The sequence below is a fragment of the Micromonospora sp. NPDC049662 genome, assembly GCF_040675055.1.
Classification (GTDB): domain Bacteria; phylum Actinomycetota; class Actinomycetes; order Mycobacteriales; family Micromonosporaceae; genus Micromonospora.
In genome coordinates, this window is record NZ_JBFAOC010000015.1 from 101202 (window position 1) to 122424 (window position 21223).

21 protein-coding genes are annotated in these 21223 nt (G+C 74.2%); 6 read left to right on the top strand and 15 right to left on the bottom strand.

Annotation, left to right across the window (positions count from 1 at the left end; genetic code table 11):
• Positions 1-5: 5 nt before the first annotated feature.
• From AB0J36_RS14655 to AB0J36_RS14665, 3 genes are all read right to left on the bottom strand, one after another.
• Positions 6-617 carry a class F sortase gene (locus tag AB0J36_RS14655; RefSeq protein WP_357392691.1) on the bottom strand — a complete coding sequence of 204 codons (612 nt, stop codon included), beginning with the start codon at positions 615-617 and terminating at the stop codon, positions 6-8.
• A gap of 88 nt (positions 618-705) precedes the next feature.
• Positions 706-1200, bottom strand: a complete 495-nt coding sequence (locus AB0J36_RS14660; RefSeq protein WP_357172197.1) for a hypothetical protein — start codon at positions 1198-1200, stop codon at positions 706-708.
• Positions 1201-1534: 334 nt separating this feature from the next.
• Positions 1535-2362, bottom strand: a complete 828-nt coding sequence (locus AB0J36_RS14665; protein ID WP_357121630.1) for a metalloregulator ArsR/SmtB family transcription factor — start codon at positions 2360-2362, stop codon at positions 1535-1537.
• Between the two features lie 72 nt (positions 2363-2434).
• Here AB0J36_RS14665 and AB0J36_RS14670 point away from each other — a divergent pair, with 72 nt between their 5' ends.
• A complete protein-coding gene (locus tag AB0J36_RS14670; RefSeq protein ID WP_363660718.1) occupies positions 2435-3733 on the top strand; it encodes a lycopene cyclase family protein in 1299 nt (432 codons plus the stop codon).
• A gap of 10 nt (positions 3734-3743) precedes the next feature.
• On the opposite strand, the gene AB0J36_RS14675 is transcribed toward AB0J36_RS14670, so the two are convergent.
• Both AB0J36_RS14675 and AB0J36_RS14680 read right to left on the bottom strand, forming a co-directional pair.
• Positions 3744-4853, bottom strand: coding sequence for a serine hydrolase domain-containing protein (locus AB0J36_RS14675; protein WP_357392692.1), 1110 nt, complete (start codon positions 4851-4853; stop codon positions 3744-3746).
• Between the two features lie 56 nt (positions 4854-4909).
• Entirely contained in the window at positions 4910-5638 is a 729-nt protein-coding gene (locus AB0J36_RS14680; protein WP_363660719.1) for a tyrosine-protein phosphatase, read from the bottom strand.
• An 82-nt stretch (positions 5639-5720) separates the two neighbouring features.
• On the opposite strand from AB0J36_RS14680, the gene rnhA reads away from it, so the two are divergent.
• Entirely contained in the window at positions 5721-6194 is a 474-nt protein-coding gene (rnhA, locus tag AB0J36_RS14685) for a ribonuclease HI (protein WP_357172202.1), read from the top strand.
• Here the strand turns inward: rnhA and AB0J36_RS14690 are convergent.
• From AB0J36_RS14690 to AB0J36_RS14700, 3 genes are all read right to left on the bottom strand, one after another.
• Positions 6191-6433, bottom strand: coding sequence for a preprotein translocase YidC (locus tag AB0J36_RS14690; RefSeq protein WP_357121644.1), 243 nt, complete (start codon positions 6431-6433; stop codon positions 6191-6193). The genes rnhA and AB0J36_RS14690 overlap by 4 nt on opposite strands.
• A gap of 164 nt (positions 6434-6597) precedes the next feature.
• Positions 6598-7461, bottom strand: a complete 864-nt coding sequence (locus AB0J36_RS14695; RefSeq protein ID WP_357121647.1) for a pentapeptide repeat-containing protein — start codon at positions 7459-7461, stop codon at positions 6598-6600.
• Positions 7462-7537: 76 nt separating this feature from the next.
• Positions 7538-8629: a hypothetical protein gene (locus AB0J36_RS14700; RefSeq protein WP_363660720.1), complete on the bottom strand. Its 1092-nt coding sequence runs from the start codon at positions 8627-8629 to the stop codon at positions 7538-7540.
• A gap of 163 nt (positions 8630-8792) precedes the next feature.
• On the opposite strand from AB0J36_RS14700, the gene AB0J36_RS14705 reads away from it, so the two are divergent.
• Together AB0J36_RS14705 and AB0J36_RS14710 are read left to right on the top strand one after the other, a co-directional pair.
• Positions 8793-9401 carry a hypothetical protein gene (locus AB0J36_RS14705; protein ID WP_363660721.1) on the top strand — a complete coding sequence of 203 codons (609 nt, stop codon included), beginning with the start codon at positions 8793-8795 and terminating at the stop codon, positions 9399-9401.
• A gap of 54 nt (positions 9402-9455) precedes the next feature.
• Positions 9456-10058, top strand: a complete 603-nt coding sequence (locus AB0J36_RS14710; protein ID WP_363660722.1) for an MBL fold metallo-hydrolase — start codon at positions 9456-9458, stop codon at positions 10056-10058.
• Between the two features lie 29 nt (positions 10059-10087).
• Here the strand turns inward: AB0J36_RS14710 and AB0J36_RS14715 are convergent, their stop codons facing one another.
• Positions 10088-10903, bottom strand: a complete 816-nt coding sequence (locus tag AB0J36_RS14715) for a helix-turn-helix transcriptional regulator (protein ID WP_363660723.1) — start codon at positions 10901-10903, stop codon at positions 10088-10090.
• A gap of 70 nt (positions 10904-10973) precedes the next feature.
• On the opposite strand from AB0J36_RS14715, the gene AB0J36_RS14720 reads away from it, so the two are divergent.
• Positions 10974-11690: an SDR family oxidoreductase gene (locus tag AB0J36_RS14720; RefSeq protein ID WP_363660724.1), complete on the top strand. Its 717-nt coding sequence runs from the start codon at positions 10974-10976 to the stop codon at positions 11688-11690.
• A 245-nt stretch (positions 11691-11935) separates the two neighbouring features.
• Positions 11936-12967 (top strand): PHB depolymerase family esterase, encoded by a 1032-nt coding sequence (locus AB0J36_RS14725; protein WP_363660725.1) that lies wholly within the window; start codon positions 11936-11938, stop codon positions 12965-12967.
• 11 nt (positions 12968-12978) lie between these two features.
• On the opposite strand, the gene AB0J36_RS14730 is transcribed toward AB0J36_RS14725, so the two are convergent.
• The 6 genes from AB0J36_RS14730 to AB0J36_RS14755 form a co-directional block, all read right to left on the bottom strand.
• Entirely contained in the window at positions 12979-14409 is a 1431-nt protein-coding gene (locus AB0J36_RS14730; RefSeq protein ID WP_357392700.1) for a DUF6297 family protein, read from the bottom strand.
• Complete coding sequence (locus AB0J36_RS14735; protein WP_355049939.1) at positions 14406-15029, bottom strand: ABC transporter ATP-binding protein; 624 nt, start codon at positions 15027-15029, stop codon at positions 14406-14408. The genes AB0J36_RS14730 and AB0J36_RS14735 overlap by 4 nt, the downstream gene beginning before the upstream one ends.
• Positions 15030-15101: 72 nt before the next feature.
• Complete coding sequence (locus AB0J36_RS14740) at positions 15102-17501, bottom strand: tetratricopeptide repeat protein (protein WP_363660726.1); 2400 nt, start codon at positions 17499-17501, stop codon at positions 15102-15104.
• Positions 17498-19264 carry an ABC transporter permease subunit gene (locus AB0J36_RS14745; protein ID WP_357121674.1) on the bottom strand — a complete coding sequence of 589 codons (1767 nt, stop codon included), beginning with the start codon at positions 19262-19264 and terminating at the stop codon, positions 17498-17500. Before AB0J36_RS14745 ends, AB0J36_RS14740 begins: the two co-directional genes overlap by 4 nt.
• The gene (locus AB0J36_RS14750) at positions 19261-20535 is read right to left on the bottom strand and encodes an extracellular solute-binding protein (protein ID WP_357121677.1); all 1275 of its coding nucleotides are present in this window, start codon (positions 20533-20535) and stop codon (positions 19261-19263) included. The genes AB0J36_RS14745 and AB0J36_RS14750 overlap by 4 nt, the downstream gene beginning before the upstream one ends.
• On the bottom strand, positions 20532-21164 hold the full coding sequence (locus AB0J36_RS14755; RefSeq protein ID WP_357172209.1) for an ATP-binding cassette domain-containing protein: 633 nt from the start codon (positions 21162-21164) through the stop codon (positions 20532-20534). The genes AB0J36_RS14750 and AB0J36_RS14755 overlap by 4 nt, the downstream gene beginning before the upstream one ends.
• Positions 21165-21223: the final 59 nt, after the last annotated feature.

The window sequence follows — 21223 nt, forward strand, 5'->3', positions numbered from 1 at the left end:
TTACCTCAGGCGGTACGGGTGGCGAAGACGACGATGTTGTCCACGTAGTTGCCGGTCGCGTCGTCGAACCGGCCGCCGCAGGTGATCAGGCGCAGTCCGGCGACGTCCGCCGGGCCGTAGACCAGGCCGCTGGGGAAGCGGTCCTTCGGGTACGCGTGGACGCCGTCCACGGTGAACGTGGCGACCCGCGCGTCGGCCCGGGTGACCTGGATCTCCTGGCCGGCGCGCAGGCGTCCGAGGTCGAAGAAGACCGCCGGGCCGGCGGGGGAGTCGACGTGTCCCACCAGGACGGCGTTGCCGGTCTCGCCGGGGCTCACTCCGTACCGGTACCAGCCGGCGAGGGTCGGCCGGTCCAGGGGCGGTACCTCCAGCACCCCGGCGGAGTCAGCACCGACGGCGACGATCTCGGCGCGTACGTCGATGGCGGGGATCCGCACCCGGACGGGCGCTGCGTGGGGGAGGGGGGCCAGGTCCGGCGCGGGACGGGTGCGGGTCGGCGCGTCAGCCGACGGCCCGGGTGGCCGCTCCGGGTCAGCGGTGAGGCCAACCGTGATCAGCCCCAGCCCGCTGACGCCGAGGAGGGCGACCACGGCCGGCAGGCTTCGCCGCCACCACACGTGCGCACCTCCGTAAGGGCTCGTCGGGGTGCCCGCGCCGGTCGTACCGGCACGGGCACCCGACCTCTTGGGATGGAGCGGTCGCCGGTCAGGCGACGGTCGACACCGGGCGGCGTCGGCGTACCAGCAGCACCGCGCCCGCGGCGGCCGTGCCGAGCAGGGTGCCTCCGGCGGCGAGCGCGCCCGCGTCGCGTCCGTCCCGGTTGTCGCCGCCCGAGCCGGCCGGGGCGCCGCCGATCGGGGTGACGGCGAAGGTGGCGCTGCCCGCCGAGCTGCCGTCGCCGCAGGTCGCGGCCACCGTGTACGTGCCGAGGGTGAACCCGGCGGTGAACAGTTCGGCGCTGAGCCCGCCGCCCGCGGCGGCCGTGGTGGATCGGACGTTCTCGTCGCGGTTGGGTCCGGTGACCCGGAAGATGACGTCACCCGACTTCGGGTTGCAGGTCGTCGCGGTGAGCACGACGGTTCCTCCGACCGGGGTGGTGGCCGGTGACACGACGGTGTCGGCCAGTGCGGCGCCCGGCAGCAGGAGCGTGCCGAGACCCACGCCGAGCGCCGCCGAGCAGAGTGCTGTTGAGACCTTCATACGCGTCTTCCCTCACTTTTCGTCCGCTGACTGCGTGGGACGTCGTTCGGGTGGCCAACTCCGTGACTAGCACCGGTGTGCCCAACACTAGGTGGGTTGGGACCCCGATCAGGTGAAAATGAGAAACCTTCGTTGCCGTCACGTGTCCACCCGAAGACGGGGGAGAGCAGCCCTTGGGCCTGCACGGACCGACCGGCGTCGGTGCTCCGGTCGATGTCCGCTGCGGTCGGGCTGTCACCCCTGGGCCGATGGCGAGGTATCGGCTCCGGCGGCGCCAATGCTCCTCATCGCGCGCGCGTGGATCGGCGAGGGCGGGGCCTGGATCAGCGAGGCGTCAGCCGGCCTGGGTCGGCGCGGCGATCGGCTCGCCGGTCTCAACGAGGGTCTTCAGGCTGGCCAGCAACTCCGGCCAGCCGCCGCTGCCGTCAAGTTGGCCGCTGATGGCCCGGTGCATCTCGCTGTCCGGGGAGAAGCCGTCGTGGCGGACGATCAACCGGACGGCCGACTCCCCGTGCGGCTCGATCTCGAAGGTGACCGTCGATCGGCGCTCGCCCAGTCGGACGGCCAACTCCTCGGGGGACCAGCCGAAGTGCTCGGCGTGTTCCGGCTGGAAGCCGTGCCAACTGTAGGAGAGGCGTCGGTAGGGCTCGGCGACCAACACGCGCTGGCCGAGATCCCGGGGTTCGACGTCGGGCGCGTCCTGCCAGAGCACGGGCGCGCCGACCGTCCAGTCGGACACCAGCGCGACTCCGCCCCAGTAACGGCGGGTGAACGCCGGTTCGGTGAGCGCGGCCCAGAGACGTTGCGGCGTGGTGGCGACATACGTGGTGTAGACGAACGTAGGGCTCTCCATGGGCTGTTGCTCCAATGCTGTGGTCAGGTCGGCGAGCGCGGCGGCACGCTCCCGGTCGTAGCGGCTGAGCCAGCGGTCCGCGATCGCGTTTATCGGAGCGGCGTTGAGGTAATGGACCTTCTCGCGGCCGCGTCGTTCGGTCGCTACGAGGTCGGCCGCCTCCAGCACCGACAGGTGTTTGCTGACGGCCTGACGGGTCATGGACAGCCCTTCGCAGAGCTCCCGCAGGGTCTGGCCGTTGCGGTCGTTGAGCCGGTCCAGCAGTCGACGCCGGCTGGGGTCGGCCAAGGCCCGGAACGCGTCGTCCACGACTCTCCCTCGACAGGGAACCGAACAGTTACCTGTGCACCATAGGCAACCAAATGGTTGCGTGTCAACGCGATGGCGGCGCGTGGTCGAATCGCACCGTGTGGCAGCGTGGGGCGGGTGACCGATCCCGCCCGGCTCGACGTCGACCTCGCGCTGCTCGGCGGCGGGGGCGCCGCCTCGCTGCTGCTCGCCGCGCTGGACCGGCACGGCGTCCGGGGCCCGCGGATCGCCGTCGTCGACCCGGTCCGTCGGCGCGGTCAGGACCGCACCTGGGCGTTCTGGGGCCACCCCGACATCGACCTCGACCCGCTGCTCAGCGCGAGCTGGCACCAGGTCGAGGTGGTCACGCCCGCGCGGCGTCGCGTCCTGGACCTGACCCCCCTGCGGTACGCCATGCTGCGCTCCGGCCCGGTCTACGACCGGGCTGCCGAGGCCGAGCGCCGGCTGGACGTGACGCGGATCGCGGCACCCGCCGACGTGGTCCGCGACGACGGGACCGGGGTGGTCGTGCGCACCGGCGACGGGCGGGAGATCCGGGCCGGCTGGGCACTCGACTCCCGCCCCCTGCCACCGGCCCGCGCCGGGCGGACGACCTGGTTGCAGCACTTCCGTGGCTGGTGGCTGGAGGCCGACCGGCCGGTGTTCGACCCGCGGCGGGCGGTGCTCATGGACTTCCGCACCCCGCAGCCCGCCCGGGGTGTCTCCTTCGGCTACGTGCTCCCGGTGAGCGACCGGTACGCCCTCGTCGAGTACACCGAGTTCTCGCCCGACCTGCTCACCGACGCCGGCTATGACACGGCGCTGGCCGGCTACCGCGACCTGCTCGGGCTCGACCCGGACGGGCTGCGGGTCCGCGAGGTCGAGAACGGGGTGATCCCGATGACCGACGCGCCGTTCCCGGCCCGGCCCTCCCCGCGCGTCGTACGTCTCGGCACGGCCGGTGGCGCGACCCGGCCCTCCACCGGCTTCACCTTCTCCGCCATGTACCGCCAGGCCGACCAGGTGGCCCGCGCGCTCGCCGCCGGCCGGCCGCCGGTGCCGGCCCCCGCCTATCCGGCCCGGCACCGCTGGATGGACGCGGTGGCGCTGCGCGCGCTGGATTCCGGTGGCGTGGGCGGGCCCGACTTCTTCGACCGGCTCTTCGACCGCAACCCGGCCGAGCGGGTCCTGCGCTTCCTCGACGGCGTCACCACCCCGGCCGAGGAGATCGCGATCATGAACTCGACCCGGCTCCTGCCGATGATCGCCGCCACGGCCGGCGACGCCGCGCTACGCCTCCGCGACCGCCTGCGGCCCGCCCGTCCGGCTCCGGCCATCCCGGCGGCCGTGGTGGGCGGTCCGCAGCGACCCGTCCCCGACCCGGAGAACTGACCCGACCCGGTCAGCGTCGGGCCGACACCGCGTCGCGAATCAGCACCCGCAGGTCCTCCATCGGGTCACCGTCGCCGGCCCCCAGCAGGGTCTTCGTCGCCGCGACCGTCAACCCCAGCTCCGGGTAGGCGTACGCGAGGCTGCCGCCGCTGCCGGCCGCGCCGAACGAGCCGTCGTCGTCCACCGCGTACCCGAGGCCCCAGGTCGTCTCCTGCCCGAACACCCACTCCGGGCCGGGCGGCCCGTCTGGCGTCGTCACGGCCCGGAGCCGGGTCGGCGAGATCAGCCGGACGCCGTCCACCTCACCGATCAGGGCGGCGAGCATCCGCGCCGCGGCGCGGGCGGTCATGGTGCCGGTCGCCGGCACCTCGGCGGTGAGGACGTCGGCCCGGCCGCCGACCTGCGCGCCTGGACGGACGCCGGGCGGGGCGACCCGGTCGAAGTTCGGCAGGTTGGCGCTCGCGAAGTCGAACAGCGCCGACAGGTTGCGGTCCTCGACCCGGGCCAGCCGGTCCAGGTCGGCGGCCGGTACCGCGAGGTACAGCTCGTCCGCGACGCCGAGCGGCCCGGCCACGTCCTCGGCGAGCACCGCCGAGACGCGCCGGCCCGTCACCCGGCGCACCACCTCACCGACCAGCCAGCCGAACGTCCACGCGTGGTACGCCTTCACCGCGCCCGGCGCGGCGATCGGTTCGGCGTCGGCCACGATCGCGCACATCCGGTCCCAGTCGGTGAAGTCCTCCGGCGTCACGTCCACCGGCAGGGCGGGCACACCCGCGGTGTGGGTGAGCGCGTGCCGCAGGGTGACCCCGTCCTTGCCGTGCCGGCCGAACTCCGGCCACACGTCGACGATCCGCAGGTCGTAGTCCAGCTCGCCACGCTCGACCAGCACGTGCACCACGGTGGCGGTGAGGGCCTTGCCGGTCGACACGCTCCAGATCGGGGTGTCGGCGGCGAGTGCCCGGCCGGTGGCCCGGTCGGCGGGCCCGGCGTGCACCTCGAGGATCGGCTCGCCGTCGAGGTAAGCGGCGACCTGCACCCCGGACTCCCGCCCGGCGGCAATCAGCTCGTCGATCGTGCTTAATACGTCGGCTCGCAGGCCGTCCCAGTTTCCGTCCACGACGGTCGACTCTGACAGACCGGGCCACGGTCGGCGCGCGATTTTCGGCGACCGTCCTACCCGGTGAGGAGGCGGTCACGCAGCCGGGCGGTCAACGCCTCGTCCACGCCGAGCCGGTCGGTGGCGTAACCGACAACCGATCCGTACGCGTCGGTCAGATCGGCCAGGAAGTGCCGGATGATGGCCTCGGGCGCGCGACCGTACCCGGGCCAGAGCAGCTCACGGTCGGGGTTCAGCGCCTTCCAGTCGGCGATGAGGCGCGCGGTGGCCAGCTCGGTGAGCGCGAAGTCGGCGGCGGTCTGCTCCTCGTCGACGCCGAGCAGGGCGAGCAGCAGCGCGGCCAGCAGACCGGTGCGGTCCTTGCCGGACGCGCAGTGGAAGACCAGCGGTGCCTCGGCGGCGGCGATCACCTCCAACGCCTGGCGCAGCTCGGCGGCCCCGTCCTCGGCGACCTCGGCGTACCGGTCGGCGAGGTGGCGCCACGGATCCACCGTCGGGTCGATCGTGGCCTGGTTGTAGGGGCGGTGCTCCACGCTGAGGTTGTGCCAGGCCAACCCGTCAACCTGCGGCGCGCGACCCCGTGCGGCGATTTCCGACGGATATCGCAGGTCGATCACCGTGCCGACGCCGAGGGCGTGGAAACGGTCCAGGTCGGCGCCCGCCAGCTTGCCCAGCGAGTCCGAGCGGTAGAGCAGCCGCCAGCGGACCGTACGCCCGTCGTCGGTGCGGTAACCGCCGAGATCGCGGAAGTTGTGCAGACGGTCGAACGCCACGTGCCGCTCCATCCGGCCGACCCTAGTGCCTTCGATGTCGCCGCGCCGGCCCCGAACGGCCGGCGCACGGTCGCCGCCCGGTAGGTTGCCTGCCATGGTGGACGTGGCGGCCGGCAGGGGCGTGCAGATCTGGACCGACGGGGCGTGCAGTGGCAACCCCGGGCCGGGCGGCTGGGGGGCGCTGCTGCGCTACGGCGACCACGAGCGCGAGCTGTGCGGCGGCGAGGCCACGCCGACGACCAACAACCGGATGGAGCTGATGGCGGCCATCCAGGCGTTGGAGAGCCTGAACCGGCCGGTCACCGTCGAGTTGCACACCGACAGCACGTACGTGCGCAACGGCATCACGAGCTGGCTGGCGTCGTGGAAGCGCAACGGCTGGCGGACCGCCGCGAAGCAGCCGGTGAAGAACGCCGACCTGTGGCAGCGGTTGGAGGCGGCCTGCGAGCGCCACGAGGTCACCTGGCTGTGGGTCAAGGGGCACAACGGCCACCCGGAGAACGAGCGCGCGGACGGTCTGGCCAACAAGGGCATGACCGAGGCGCGCGCCGCGCTGGCGAGCCGCTAGCCCCGGCGGGTCGCGTCGGGGTGTCCCGGCATGCTCGACCCGCCGCCGCTGCTGCCGGACGAGCCCCCGGCGACACCCGAATTGTCGCCCTCGGTCACGATGTCCGGCCGCTCGTCGGTGTCGGCCGGCGCGGGGACCTCGGTGTCCGTCTCGACCTGCACCAACGGCACCTGGCCGGCCTCGTCCTCGCTGTGCTGCGGGTCGCCCGGCAGCTCACCGTCGCGTTTTCGGTAGCCCACGCCGTGCCTCCCGTCGGTGCCGGTCCGCGTCGGCGGTGGCTACCCGGCGGGTCACCCACGAAACCTCGTCCGCCGGCCGCTGCCGGCTCGGCGGCCGGGGTTGTCGGCGACGGGGTGTCCGGCCGGCGCGGGATCAGCCGGCGGACGCGGACCTCGTACCGTCGTCAGCGTCGCCGCCCACGGCGGCTCGCAGCCGGGGCGCGCACCGGTGTGAGCGCGAGCGCCGTCCAGTGCGGCGGCCGGGTCAGCGTCGCCGGCAGGGCCGTGCGCGCGTCACCACGCGCGGCGTCGAGCTGCGCCTGGTGCAGGAACAGCGTCGTCCGCAGGTCCGCGCCGCGCAGGTCGGCCCCGCGCAGGTCCGCACCCGTGACATCGGCCAGCGTGAGGTCCACGCCCCGCAGGTCGGCGCCGATCAGCAGCGCGCCGCGCAGATTGGCCCGGCGCAGGTCCGTCCGACGCAGGTCCACGCCGAAGAGGTGGGCGCCCCGACGGTCGATGCCCCCGGGAGCGCGCGCCGCGTCGCTGGCCCGCGACAGCAGCGGGTTGACCCGGGCCCGGTGCGCGTCGACGTCCACCGCGCGCAGGCGAGTCGGATCGCCCTCGGTGAGCCCGGTGATCTCGACGCGGGCGCGGTCCAGCTCGGCGCGCAACCCGGCCGAGGGGCCCAGCGACAGCGCCTCGGTGAGATACCAGAGCAGTTCGTGCAGCGGACGCAGCACCCGGAACGCCTCGGCCATCGCCGGCAGGGTCTCCGGAGCGTCCCGCCAGTCCCGCCCACCGAAGGTGACCTGCGCGACCTGCTGCCCCGCGCCGAAGCAGTCGAAGACGGTGCAGCCCGCGAATCCGCGCTCCCGCAGCTCCGGGTGGATGCCGCAGCGGTGGTCCGGGCGCAGGTTCGGGCAGGCCCGCCCGGCCGGCTTGTCGATGGCGAAGTCGGCCGACGCGGCGAAGGCCGGCACCACGCAGCACAACCCGAAGCAGCGCGCGCAGTCGGCCCGCAGCGGCGTCGGCCCGGGGCTGGGCGGCACGGGCACACTCCTCCTGGTCGGTGGCACGCGGGCGGTCACCAGTGTCCCGCCCGGCACCCGACGAGTCGAAGCCGGGTCACCCTCCGTGCGTGTCGCCGGCCGCCGCGGCACGAGGAACGGGGGTACGCGGACCCTGCGGCGGCGGCACCAGTCGGCGAACTGCCCGCTGCCCGTCGCCGTGCCCGTACTTCTGGTCGAAGTGCCGGGCCACGACGGCGGCCGGCGTCCGGTCGCCGTCGGCCGGCTCAGCCAGCGCGAACACCGCTGGCATCGCTCCCGGGCGGGGCGGCAGGACGGCGCGCACGGTCAGCGGGCCGGTCACCCGGAACGCCCGGCAGTCGACGTAGTGCTGCCCCTCCACCGTCACGTAGGGCACGCGCACTTCGACGACGTCGGAGTCCTCGTGGCGCAGAGTCACGGTCACCGACCAGTACTGGTCCAGGTTCGAGGTCTCCCGCTGGTGCTCCCACAGCTCCTCGAAGCGGGAGTGCACGAATCCGCCCCACGGGCTGTCCATGTCGACCTCGAGCTGGGGCACGTTGAACGACAGCTTCCCGATCGGGAAGAACGAGATCAGCGCCCGACTGTCCCACTGGTAGAGCTGGATCGACGGGGACGCGTCGTAGAGCCGTACCTGTAACCGGTGTCGCACCGCCGGATCGAGGCCGTCGGAGAACGCGGCGAGGTGCCGCAGGTTGGTACGGATCTGGCGCGGCACGTCCACCCGTTGCCGCTCCAACTCCTCGGAGCGTTGCTGCGCGGCCGTGCAGTCGGGATCGAGCAGGAGCAGTTGGACGTGGGCGCCGTTGCTGAGCGCCGCGCGTACGGCGTCGAAGGTCTCCTCGCGGTGCCGCTGCTCCAGCAGGATCGTCCAGGTGTCGAGGATGCGGACCCGGCGCGCCGAGCGGCGCAGGCGCGTCACGAACGCCGCCTGGTCGAAGCTCAGGTGCTCCTGCACCCGGGCTTTGCGGGCCTCTTCGAACAGCGGATCGAAGATGACGTACGAGATGGCCGCGAGCACGACGCTGGACCCGAGGTTGAGCAGCAGGTCGCTGAGGAAGCCGGCACTGCGCCAGGCGGCCACCAGCATCACCAGCGCGACACCGAGCAACGGCCCACCGACCACGAAGGCGCGTCGCTGGCGGCCCCGCCCCGCCCACTTGGGCATCCGGTCCCCTTCCGTCGTGGCCCATGCCCGCCGAGATGCGGAGGATACGTGCCGGCTTTGCCGCTCGCTGTCCCGTTCGCGACCGGCGGTTTCGTCGGTCGGGCCCGCTGTGCCACTCGTAGGGTGACGGTATCGGAGTCGGGCGAGCGCGGAAGGTGACGGTGTGGACGACGCGGAACGCGAGAAGGCGCTGTTGAGCGTCCTCAACACCGAGCACTACGCCCTGCAGACGTCCCGCGCCGGCACGATCGACGAGGCCACCGGGCGTGCCACCATCTTCCTGTCCGTGCTGTCGGCGGCCCTGATCGGCCTCGGTTTCGCCGCCGGCAACGACCAGGTGGTGCGGCCCTATCTGGGCGCGGTGCTGCCGACCCTGGTGATCATCGGCGGGCTGACGTTCCTGCGGTTGGTGGAGACCACCGTGGAGAACTCGCTGGACATGAAGCGCATCCAGCGCATCCGCGCCTACTACCACCACCGTCTCGCCAGTGAGCACGACTTCTTCGCCGACGCCGTGGCGTCCGACGACAGCGCGGATACGGCGCGGATGCTGGTGGGCACCCGGCCCGGACGCTGGGAGTTCCTGCTCACCACGGCCGCGCTCGTGGGCGCGGTCAACGCGGCACTGGTCGGGTCGGGCGTGGCCCTGGCGCTCGGCATGGTCGGGGGCTGGCACTGGCTGATGGTCGTCGCCGGGGTGGCGGTCGCGCTCGCGGCGTTCGGAGCGCAGTTCCTCTACATCGTCCGCATGTCACCGGGGCGACGGCGGTGACGGTGCTGCCGTCGACGGTCAACTCCGGGGCGAGGGCGCGGGTACCGTCGTCGGATGCGGATCACCCGATTCACGCACTCCTGCGTCCGCGTCGAGCAGGACGGCGCGGTGCTGGTGATCGACCCGGGCACCTGGAGCGAGCCGCGCGCGCTGGTCGGCGCGGACGCCGTCCTGGTCACTCACGAGCACACCGACCACGTGGACGTGCTGCGGCTGGCCGGGCTCGGCGTGCCGGTGTACGCCCCCGAGGGGGCCCGGCTGCCCGACCTCGCCCCGCTGCCGGTCACCCGGGTACGTCCGGGGCAACGCTTCACCGCCGCCGGCATCCCGGTGAGCGCCCACGGCGGCCGGCACACCGTGATCCACGAGGGTCAGCCCGACTGTCCCAACCTCGGCTATCTGGTCGGTGACGGGCTCTACCACCCGGGCGACTCGGTGCACGTGCCGGACGAGCCGGTGCACACCCTGCTCGTGCCCGCCCAGGGGTCGTGGCTCCGCCTCGACGAGGCGATCCGCTTCGCCCGCGCGGTGGGCGCCGAGGCCGCGTACCCCATCCACGACGCGCAGCTCAACGATCGTGGCCTGGCAAGTGTGGCCGGCTGGTTCGCCGAGACCATCCCCGGCTACCGCCACCTCGCCCCGGGCGACACCGCCTGAGCGACGCGGCCGTCCGCGCGTCCGTCGTTTCAGATCGCCTGTGTGGCCAGCCCGCGCAGGGCCCGCGCAGCAGGTGATCCGGGGTCGGCCGTCATCAGGACGACTTCCTGGTCATCCTCGGGCACGAGCAGGACGTCGCAGTTCAACCGCAGCGCACCGGCCGCTGGATGGTCCAGGGTCTTGGTGCGATGCCCGGGAGCGTGGACCGGACGCGCCGCCCAGATCTGCCGGAACTCCGCACTGCCGGCGTGCAGTTCGGCCAGCAGCGCGGCCAGCTGCGCGTCACGCGGGTAGCGGTCCGCGGCGCGGCGCAGCCGTGCCACCACGATGTGCCCGAACTCCTCGGCGCTGGAGCTCTCGTACATCCGCCCCTGGCCCAGGAAACGGCGTCGGGCCAGGTTCGTCGTCCCGCCTCCAGGGTCGGCGCCGAGCAGTGCTCGGGCCAGCGGATTCCAGGTGACAATGTCGTACGCCGCGTCCGTGACGATGGCAGCGGTCTCCGGCAGCCGCTCCAGCATCCGGGCCACGTGCGGGCGCACCCGCCGCACGGCGCTGACGCCAGGTGGCGCGCTCGAACCGGCCAGGCGGAACAGGTGGCTGCGCTCGGCCGGCGTGAGCCGCAGCGCGCGGGCCAGCGCGTCCAGGATCCGGGCCGACGGCCGCGGCCCCCGCGCCTGCTCCAGCCGCGTGTAGTAGTCGACCGACATGTGGGCGAGCTCCGCCACCTCTTCGCGGCGCAGACCCGGTGTGCGGCGGTCGGTGCCCGTCACCGCCAGGCCGATATCGCCCGGACGCAGGGCCGCCCGGCGGTCCCGCAGGTAGTGCGCCAGCTCCTGCCTCGCCATGTCGCCTCCTGAACTGCCTGGTACCGGCTGTCCCTGACAGAGCACCCCCCGACCAGGGAAGACTCGCGTCATGGATGAACGCACAGCTCTGGTCACCGGTGCCAACAAGGGCATCGGCAAGGATATCGCCCGACTGCTCGCGGCCGAGGGTCTCACCGTGTACGTGGGCTCCCGTGACCCCGGGCGCGGGCAGCGGGCCGTCGAGGAGATCGGAGCCGGAGCCCGTCTGCTGATCCTGGACGTGACGGATCCCGACGCCGTCGCCGAGGCCGCGGCTCAGATCGACAGCTTGGACGTGCTGGTCAACAACGCCGGCATCTCGCCGTCCCTCGATCCGCCGACCGGCGCCGGCATCGAGGAGTACCGGCACACCTACGAGACCAACGTGTTCGGGGTGGTGACAGTGACCAATGCCTTCCTGCCCGCCCTGCGCCGGTCCCCGAGTCCGCGCATCGTCAACATCTCCAGCGGCACCGCGTCGCTGACCTGGAGCACCACCCCCAACCCCCAGTTCACCCCGGGAAGCGGGGCCGCCGCCGCCTACCGGTCGTCCAAGGCCGCTCTCAATGCCCTCACCGTCCTGTACGCCCAGACGCTGGCGGAGGACGGCTTCAAGGTCAACGCGCTCGCCCCCGGCCTGCGGGCCACCGATCTCAACCCCCGGGCCGCCGCTGCCGGCGGTGACCCGGCCGAGGCCGCGCAGGGTGCCCTCCGCCTGGCCCTGCTGCCGGACGACGGCCCCACCGGTGGCTTCTTCTCCTGGGACGGAACGCCCGTGCCCTGGTGAGTCATTGGCGCCGCCGCCCGCTCGCCGACGCCGTCCGCGCGGGGGTCCTGATGCCCCATTTCCGGGGCAGCTCGACAGGGCCCGGATGGAACCTCGGCAGGCGCGTCGCCACGACCCTCGTGGGTGGGCCGCGCACACACCGGCATCGACAAGCGTGTCGGTCGGGCTCATGTCGGGTGTGGTCCACGTCACGGTAGCTTCGGCGCGCGTCGACGCCCCCGCCGGCGCTGCCGAGGAGAGCGTCCATGACCACACCGCGCAGAGCCGCCACCGCCCTGACCGCCGTCCTGCTGCTGATCCTGACCGTCGCGGCCCCCGCCCAGGCCGCCACCCCCGCCACCACGCCACCGGTGTCCGGGGCGCTGGGCAGCTACAACATCTCCGGGGTGTACGTGGCCGGGGTGTCCTCCGGTGGCTACCTGGCCACCCAGCTGCACGTCGCCTACTCGTCCCGGATCCGGGGCGCGGCCGTCTTCGCCGCCGGGCCCTACTACTGCTCCCAGAACACCGTCGCCCAGGCGCTCTACGGCTGCGGTGACAACATCTACCCGACGAACGTGTCGGCGCTGGAGACGTACACCCGCACCTGGGCGTCGTACGGCTGGGTCGACCCGGTCGGCAACCTCTCCGGTGACCCGGTGTACGTGTTCCACGGCAACAACGACACCGCCGTCAAGAAGTCCGTCACCGACGACCTGGTCCGCTACTACCAGCGCTTCGGCGCCAGCGTGCAGTACGACAGCGGCTCGGCCGCCGGTCACGCGTGGGTAACCCCGTACGGCACGCTGGGATGTACGGCGACCGCGTCGCCCTACCTGAACGACTGCGGCACCGACCCGCAGAACGCCCTGCTGCGCAAACTGCTCGGCGGAGTCAACGCGCGCAACACGGGAGCGCTGGGCGGCACGCTCGTGCGCTTCGACCAGAACACGTTCGCCGTCAACGGCTGGGCCAACGGGTTGAGCATGGACGCCAACGGCTACGCGTACGTCCCGTCGGCGTGCGCGGTCGGCCAGTCGTGCCGGCTGCTGGTCGCGCTGCACGGCTGTGTGCAGGGGGCCGGGTCGGTGGGTACGGCGTTCGTCGACCGGGCCAACCTCAACCAGTACGCGGACACCAACAACCTGGTCGTGCTCTATCCGCAGGCCGGCACGGCGCTGAGCAACCCCAACGGCTGCTGGGACTGGTGGGGCTACCTGGGCGCGACCAACTTCCCGATCAAGGGCGGCGCCCAGCTCGAAACGATCATGAACATGGTCCGCCGTCTGGACGGCTGACGGCGACGGCCTCAGCCCAGGAACAGCTGGAGCAGGACGACCACGGCGAGCAGCGCCGGCCCCCGGGAACCCTGCCGCAGCAGGTCGACCGGGACCATTCCGAACGGCGTGTTGACCGTCGCGCCGCCGTAGTCGATCGGCGGGCGGGTGCCGGCCCGGAAGGCGGCGGCCACCACCCCGAGCACCAGCGTCGGCGCGAGCCAGGTCGGGCCGGCGTCGACGCTGGGCAGGCTCGGCAGGGTCAGCAGCCACCACAGGCCCGCGCCGATCGCCGGCACCACCACGTGGACGCCGCGCAGGAGAGCGTCGCTGCCGCCGAGCGCCCGGCGCAGCCCGGCCGACCGGCTGACCGCGCGCAGCCCGCCGGTGAGCCGGTTGACGGCGAGATAGGCGAACACCACCTGCGCGGCCCCGGCCAGGCCGGGCAGGGCGAGCGCGGCGGCGTACTGGACACCGACGAGACCCGCCCAGATCAGCAGCGCGCTGGGGTGCCGGCGCAGTCGTCGGACGTCCGCCTGGAGCAACGCCCACCAGCCCGGACCGGGCAGGAACCGGCTGCTGCGGACCCGGCCGACCCGCCGCCAACGACGGCTCTCCACCAGGCCGGTCAGCAGGCTCGGGTCGAGCAGGATCGTGGCCGTGGCGGCGGCGTTGGCGAACTGCGCGCCGGTGGTCAGGGTGGCCCGGTCGACGACGGGCAGCGCGCGTACCGCCAACACCGTGGCGACGACCGCGAGCGGCACGGCGACGGCGACCAGCGCGATGGTCGGCGTCGACGACGGCCGGGGCAGTCCCTCGCCGAGGCGGCCGGTGAGCACCACGACGGCGGTGATGACCGCCGCGGCCACCATCGGGACCGCGCCGGCCAGGGCCGGCCACCGCCGTCCCGTCCGGCTGCTCTGGGCGACGACGCTGAACGCCAGCGTGGCGGCGCCCCATCCCGCGCCGGCGGCGGCCGCCCAGCCCAGGGTCGCCGGGTCGCTGACACCGCCGAGCGCCGCTACGGCCACCCCGAGCGCGGCCGTGCCCACCGCCGCGCCCGCCACCAGGACCGCGAGGCGCGGCGCCAGCCAGGCCCGCCGATCGATCGGCGCGCTGGTCACCCAGCTCTGGGTGGCCGGGGTGACCAGCAGCGGGCCGAACGCGCGCAGGCCGCGCCAGACGAGCCCGGCGCCGGCGAGCAGCGCGGCGAGGGCCAGCCACCACCGCACCCCCGGCTCGGCCTGGCCCACCGTGGGGGAGTCCAGCATGTTGCGACTGGCGCTGATCGCGAACCAGCCGTACATGCCCACGAACAGCACCATGACGTAGGCGTCGCCCAGCACATCGCCGAGCGAGTGCTCGTGGTGGCGGCGGCGGGCGCGGCGCAGGTGCGTACGGACCTGTCGGGCCGTGGGCAGCCCGGCGGGCGCTTCGGCGATCGTGGTCGGCGCGGCCGTCACCGGCCGATCTCGATCCGCTCGTCCACGACCGCGTCGATCAACTCCGGGTCGTGCGAGGCCATCAGCACGGTGGTGCCGGCGTCGCGTTCGCGCCGCAGCCGGTCGGCGAGCCACTGCCGTCCGGCGACGTCGAGGCGCTGTTCCGGCTCGTCGAGGATGAGCACCCGACGCGGCCGGACGAAGCAGGACGCCAGCGCGAGCCGGCGGCGCTGCCCGCTGGACAGGGTGACCGGGAGTTGATCACGGGCCGGTTCCAGGCCCAGCTCGGTGAGCACCTCCTCGACCGGCTCGGCGTTGCCCCCGTGGGCGTACGCGACCAGCTCCAGGTGCTCGACCACGGACAGGTCGGGGAAGAAGTCGATGTCGTCCAGGGCGGCGGCCACCAGCGAGCGCACCTGCGGGTCGGTCTCGTCGGCCCGGTACCCGTGCACCCGCACCTCGCCCGCGTCCGGCCGGTCGGCGCCCACCACGCAGCGCAGCAGAGTGGTCTTGCCGCTGCCGTTGGGGCCCAGCACCACCGCGATCCGGCCCGGCGGCAGCGTGAAGGTCACATCGTCGAGCACGACCAGGTTGCCGAAGTTGCGGCTGAGTCCCCGCACCGAGAGAGCGTCCACGGTCACACACTCTCCCAGACCGACGCCACCGACCACGACGAGCGATCGACATCACGCCGACCCGGGGGGACACACCGCTCAGGGGGTGGCCGGTGGCGCTTCGACGTCGGGTACCAGGCGTTCGTCGGCGGCGGCCAGCGCCCGGTCGTCGCCGACCTCCTCGGCCACCGTCGCCGCGTCCGCCCACCGCCGCCGCGCGTCGGCCCGGTCGCCCAGCGCCGCGGCGGCGTCGCCCAGGTAGAGCAGGGTACGCGCCAGCCCCGCCGTGGGCCGGACGTCCTCGCGCAGCCGTCGGCTCTCGGCCAGCAGCTCGTACGCCGCCCGCGCCTGCCCCGGCGCGCTGGTCAGCAGCGTCGCGCCCGCGTTGAGCAGCGCCGCGGCGCGGCTGGTCGGGTCGTTGACCGACTCGTACTCGCGCAGCGCGGCCCGCCAGGCCTGCGCCGCGTCCAGGTGCTCGCCGAGGCTGGCGTGCACCAGCACCAGGTTGGTCAGCGCGGCGGCGTAACCGCGCGCGTCACCCACCGACCGGAACGTGTTCGCCGCCCGCACCAGATGGTGGTGTGCGGCGTCCAGCTCACCCCGGGCCAGCTGCGCCGCGCCGAGGCCCAGCTGGGTGAGGGCGTGCCCGGCCCGGTCCGCGGACGAGCGGTGCCGGCGGGACAGCTCCAGGTGCTCCACCGCGTCGTCGAGTTGCCCCAGGTCGAGCAGGGCCAGGCCGAGGTTCATCCGCGCCTGGGCGGTGCCCCGCCGGCCGCGTTCGGCCACCGCGAGCGTGAGCGCCGCCGCCGCCCCCTGCGGGTCGTGCCGACGTCGGCGCAGCACGCCCAGCTCGTTGTGCGCCCAGCCGGCGATCTCCGGTCGGTCGTCGGCCGTCGGGGTGGCCAGGACCGTGCGGCACACCTGCTCCCACTCGTCGAGCCGTTCGACGTGGGCGAGCCACCCGCACAGCGCCACGGCCAACCGGAACCACCACCGGCGTACCCGTCGGGGCAGCGTCTCGGCCGCCCCGGCGGGCACCCGGACGACCGCGAGCAGCAACTCCTGGTGCAGGTCGAACCAGCCGTACGGGTCGTCGTCCAGCGGCAGCGACCACTCCCGGTCCGGCGGGGAGCCCAGCACGGTCAGGTTGGCGGCGTGCCGTTCCGCCCGCCGGGCCAGATGCCGGGTGAGCCGGGCCTGCGCGGCGACCCGGGAACGGGCCGGGTCGGCGTCGCGCAGGTGCAGGCGGGCGTTCGCGGCGAGCAGCGGACGGACCTCGTACCGGTCGCCGGGGGCGCCGACCACGAACGCGGCGGCGGCCAACTGGTCCAGCAGCCCGGTGATCCGCTCGGGGTGCCGGCGGGCCAGCGCGGCGATGGTCGGCCGGTCCACCGGGGCCGGCGCCAGCGACATCAGGCGGTAGAGCCGGCGGGCCTCGCGGGTCAATGCCCGGTAGGCGGTGTCCCGTTCGGTGACGAGCTGGGCCGCCGGCGAGACGGCGACCCGCTGGTGCGGCGGGGTGCGCACCGCCCGGCGCAGCGCGTCCAGGACGTCGACGTGCCGCCAGCCGTGCTGGGCCGTGCGGTAGCCGAGCGCGCGGACGGTGCGCGGCTGCCGGCCGCACAGGTCGACGATCTCGCGTACGGCCGGATCGGTACGCGGGTCGGCGCGGCGGACCCGGGCGGCCGGGGCGGCGCCGCCAGCGGCGGCGAACAGTTCGACCGCCTCGTCCGGGCCGGGCTCGGCGATCCAGTGCTCCACCACCCCGTTCAACCCGCTGAGCGCGGGACCGCCGGCCAGCAGCAGCCGGCAGGTGCGCGCGGTCGGCGGTAGCAGCGCGCGGACCTGCTCGGGCCGGTCGACGTTGTCCAGGACCAGCAGGATGTTGCGACCGTCGATCTTGCGGCGGATCGCGGCGGCCGCGGCCGCGAGGGCGTCCGGCCGACCGGATACCGGCGGCGCGCTGCCCAGGACCCCCGCCAACGCGGTGAGCACCTGCCGGGGAGACCGGCGTCGACCGCCCCGGCGCAGGTCGAAGTGGTACTGCCCGTCCGGGAAGTCCGCCCGGCACAGGTTCGCCGCCTCGATGGCGCAGGCCGACGTGCCCACCGCCCGCCGGCCCAGCACCGCCACGGCGTGCTCGCGCGCGAGCAGGTCCAGCACCGCCCGCACGTGCTCGTCGCGGCCGGTGAACCCCGCCGTGTACGGCAGGGTCGGCACATCCTCGACCGGCGTGCTGACCACATCGGTGGGCTCCGGACCGGTCTCCCGCCCGGCCCGGCGCTGATGCGCGTACACCGCGAAGCCGATCGCGCCGACGAGGCCGATCACGATGCTCGCCGGGCCGAGCAGCTCGGCGGCCGGGCCGAGCGCGCTGCTCACCAGCTCGGAGAGCAGGTTGATGCCCACGTTGCCGAGCACGCCGCCGAGCAGCGAGACGACGGCGGCGAGCAGCGGCCACCTCGGCCCTCGACCGGGCGCGCCGGTGGGGCGGGTCACCGTACGCCCCCGGAGACCAGGCCGGCGACGAGTTGCCGCCGGGCGAGCACCATGAGCGCCACCGGCAGCACCGAGGCGAGCACCGAACCGGCTGCCAGGACCCCGCTGTTGGACACGAAGCCGCGGCTCTGCCCGGCCAGGAACAACCCGAGCGGAGTGGCCTCCGGGCTGCTGAACAGCAGGCCCACCGCCAGGTCGTTCCAGACCTGGACGAACTCCAGCACGGACACGGCGACCACGGCGGGCAGGTTGTGCCGGGCCAGTCGACGAAGCGTGCCCCACCACCGCCGGCCGCCGAGGCGAGCGCCGCGCACCTGGTCGGCCGGTAGGTCAGCGAACGCGTTGCGCAGCACCAGCACCGCGAACGGCACCCCCAGCGCCACGTGCACCAGCGCCAACCCGCGTGCGGTGCCGGAGGAGAGCACCAGGCCGAGCACCTCGTTGACCGGCCCGGCGATCACCTGCACCGGGACGACGGTGGCGGCCATCAGCAGCAGGCCGGTCGCCTGCGCGGCCGGCCCGGTCAGCCACGCCAGCGGGTACGCGGCCAGCAGCCCGACGACGAGAACCGTCGCGGTGACGACGGTGGCCAGCAGCAGGGTGAAGCCGAGCGCCCGCCACAGCTCGTCGCCGCCGAGCAGGGCCTCGTAGGAGCCCGCGCCGGGCGGGGCCGACCACCAGCCCTGCGCGGCGGCGTCGACCTGCCCGTGCGCGGAGGTCGCCAGCAGCACCACCAGTGGAAAGAGCCAGGCCACCGCGGCGGCGGCGGCGAGCACCCGGAACAGCCGGCGCGGCGGCCGCGTCGGCGCCGCGTCGGGCGTCGCCTCGACCCGCGGCGGCGGCCACGCCTGGCGGACGAAGAACGCCGCCACCAGCATTCCGGCGGCCACCGCCGCCAGCCAGACGACGCCGAGCGCGGCGCCCTGCCCGGTGGTGGTGCCGCCCGAGGTCTGCCAGACCCGCAGGGCGAGCACCGCCGCGTCGTCGCGGACGGACCCGGGCGTCATCACCAGGATCAGGTCGAAGGTGCGGCTCGTGCCGAGCGCCACCAGGGCGAAAACCACCGCGACGGTACGCAACAACAGCGGCCGCCACTGCGCGTCCCACAGGACGTGTCGCCGGCCGCCACCGTAGGCGCGTACCGCGTCGGCCAGGCTCGGCGGTACGCGGTCCAGCGCGGCCCGGAAGACCAGCACGGCCAGCCCCACCCACGCCCAGACGAACGCCGACATCAACGCCACCGTCACCAGGCCCGGCCCGAGCAGTTGCGGGGCGTCCTCGGTGGAGCGGCCGGTCACCCGCGCGGCGAGCAGGGTCACCAGGCCACGGGTCGGGTCGGGGTCGTACATGAGCCGGAAGGTCACGCCGGTGACGACCAGCGGCAACGCCACCGGCACCAGCAGGATCAGCCGGACCAGGCCACCCTCCTGTGAGCGGCGCGACACGACGGCGAACAGGTAGCCCAACGCCGTCACCACGGCCGGCACCAGCACCGCCCACAGCACCGTACGGCCGACCACCGCGCCGGTGTGCGGCGCGGCGAGGGCGGCCCGGAAGTGCTCCGCGCCGACCCAGCGACCGTCGGTGGTAACGCTGGCGTGCAGCGTGCGCAGCACCGGCCACAGCACCAGCGCCCCGAGCAGCAGCGCGGCCGGCAGCAGCAGGGCGGAGGTCGCACCGGCCGCCGGGTAGGCCCGGCCCCGGCGCGGCGGGCCGACGTCGTCGAGCACCGCCAGCTCGCCGAGCACCCGGGTCTCGCTCACCGGTCACCGCCCGCCTCGCGGGCCGCCGCGGCGAGCTGCCCGGTGGCGTCGTCGATCGCGCGGCGGGCCGGCACGCCGCCGGTGACGTCGGCGAAGAAGTCCTGCATGATGCGCCAGATGCCGACGCCGTCGGAGCCGGTGAACGCCCCCGGCAACTGGTCGGAGAGGTCGAAGTGCAGGGTGTCCGGGCCGCGCATCTCGCGGGCCAGTTGCCGGCGGACCGGGTCGGCGTACTCGGTCAGCGCGATGGTGGTGTTCGGCGACAGGTAGCCGCCGGCCCGCAGCCAGGGACCGAACGAGTCGGCCCGGGTCAACCACTCGACCAGCTCCAGTCCGCCCCGGTCGTGGTCGAAGGCCACCGCGACGTCGCCGCCGACGATCAGCGCGCCGCTGCCCGCCCCGGCGCTGGGGAAGCGGAAGGTGACCGGCTCCTCGGCGCCGCTGCGGAACCGGCCCACCACCTCGGCGGTGAAGTCGGCCTCGAAGACCATCACCGCCCGCCGTGAGCGGACCACCTGGATCACCGACTCCTCGTACTGGGTGAGCAGGGCACGTTTGCCGCCGCCGGGGAACGCGCCGTCGATGCTCCACAGCTCGGCGAGCCGGTCCAGGGTGTCGCGCACCGCCCGGCCCTGCCAGTCACCCTCGGACGCGGCGAGGGCGTCGTAGGCGGTGGGCGCGAGGTCGGCCAGCACGTTCTCGAACCAGTCGGTGAGGACCCAGCCGTCCGCCGCGCCGATGGCCAGGGGCGCCGGACCGCCGTCGCGGGCGAGCGCGCCGAGGCGGCGGGTCAGCGAGACCAGTGCGTCCCAGCTCGTCGGCGGCTCGGGCAGCATCGAGGGCAGATGCCACACCAGGGACTTGTGCGCGGCCTTGACCCACAGGCCGTAGCGCTGCCCCTTGGCTATCAGCAGGTCGCCGAGGCCGATCGGCACCGCGTACTCGGTCGACGGTCGCACCGGGCGCAGCCAGCCCCGCGCGGCGTACTCGGTGACCAGGCCGGGACGCGACAGGATCGCCACGTCCGGCGAGGTGCCCGCGAGGTGCCGGGCGCGCAGGAACGCGTCGATGTCGTTGCCGGCGCTGACCACCCGCACCGGAGCGGGGTACGCGGCCACGACCTCGCGGAAGCGGTCCAGCTCGCCGCCGCTCCAGACCACCGCCACCTGTATCGAGCGGGTGCCGCCGCCGCACCCGGCCGCCGTGGCCGCCGCGCCGACGGCGGCGGCGCGCAGCAGGGTACGGCGGCTGAGGCCACCGGCCGACGTCACCGGGGGACCTCGTCGGGCTCGGTGACCAGGTGGTGCCGCGTCGGGATGTCGGCCAGGGTGGACGGATCGGCGGTGCAGACGAGCGTGGCGACCCCCGGCGTCTCCGACGGGGCGAGGCGGGGCAGCAGGTCGCCGAGGCGGCTGCCGCCGGCGGGGTCGACGGGCAGGTCGACGACGAGCACCTCGGGTAGGCAGACGGCGGCGCGGGCCAGCGCGACCCGGAACCGCTGCGCGTCGGAGAGCACGTGCGGGAGCAGGTCGAGCGTCGGCGCCAATTCCAGCCGCTCCACCACCGTCGCCGTCCAGTCGTCCGCCATCTCGTGCACCCGTTCGCGTTTGCGTTGGCCGTACTCGATGTTGCGCCGCACGGTGAGCTGCGGCAGCAGCGCGCCGCCCGCCGGCACGTAGCCGATCTGCCGGCGTGGTGGCGGCAGGGACGTGACGTCCCGCGCGCCCACCATGATCCGACCGGTGACCGGGGCGGCCAGGCCGGCCAGCACCCGGGCCACGGCCGTGCCGACCCGGGGCGGCGCGACCAGCGCGGCCGTCTCGCCGGCCGCGACGTCGAGGGTGACCGGCCCGGTGCCGGGGACGGCGACCAGCGCGCGTAGTCGTAGCGTTGCCCTCACCTCCGGTGACCGCTGGCGACCGTCCCAGGGTGGCACACGTGGCCGACAGTCGATGTCCC

What these genes read in the sequence shown, in the direction of transcription:
- AB0J36_RS14660 (WP_357172197.1), bottom strand. Translation starts at nt 1,200, where the DNA reads ATGAAGGTCTCAACAGCACTCTGCTCGGCGGCGCTCGGCGTGGGTCTC.
- AB0J36_RS14670 (WP_363660718.1), top strand. Translation starts at nt 2,435, where the DNA reads ATGGCGGCGCGTGGTCGAATCGCACCGTGTGGCAGCGTGGGGCGGGTG.
- AB0J36_RS14680 (WP_363660719.1), bottom strand. Translation starts at nt 5,638, where the DNA reads ATGGAGCGGCACGTGGCGTTCGACCGTCTGCACAACTTCCGCGATCTC.
- rnhA (WP_357172202.1), top strand. Translation starts at nt 5,721, where the DNA reads ATGGTGGACGTGGCGGCCGGCAGGGGCGTGCAGATCTGGACCGACGGG.
- AB0J36_RS14700 (WP_363660720.1), bottom strand. Translation starts at nt 8,629, where the DNA reads ATGCCCAAGTGGGCGGGGCGGGGCCGCCAGCGACGCGCCTTCGTGGTC.
- AB0J36_RS14710 (WP_363660722.1), top strand. Translation starts at nt 9,456, where the DNA reads ATGCGGATCACCCGATTCACGCACTCCTGCGTCCGCGTCGAGCAGGAC.
- AB0J36_RS14715 (WP_363660723.1), bottom strand. Translation starts at nt 10,903, where the DNA reads ATGGCGAGGCAGGAGCTGGCGCACTACCTGCGGGACCGCCGGGCGGCC.
- AB0J36_RS14720 (WP_363660724.1), top strand. Translation starts at nt 10,974, where the DNA reads ATGGATGAACGCACAGCTCTGGTCACCGGTGCCAACAAGGGCATCGGC.
- AB0J36_RS14725 (WP_363660725.1), top strand. Translation starts at nt 11,936, where the DNA reads ATGACCACACCGCGCAGAGCCGCCACCGCCCTGACCGCCGTCCTGCTG.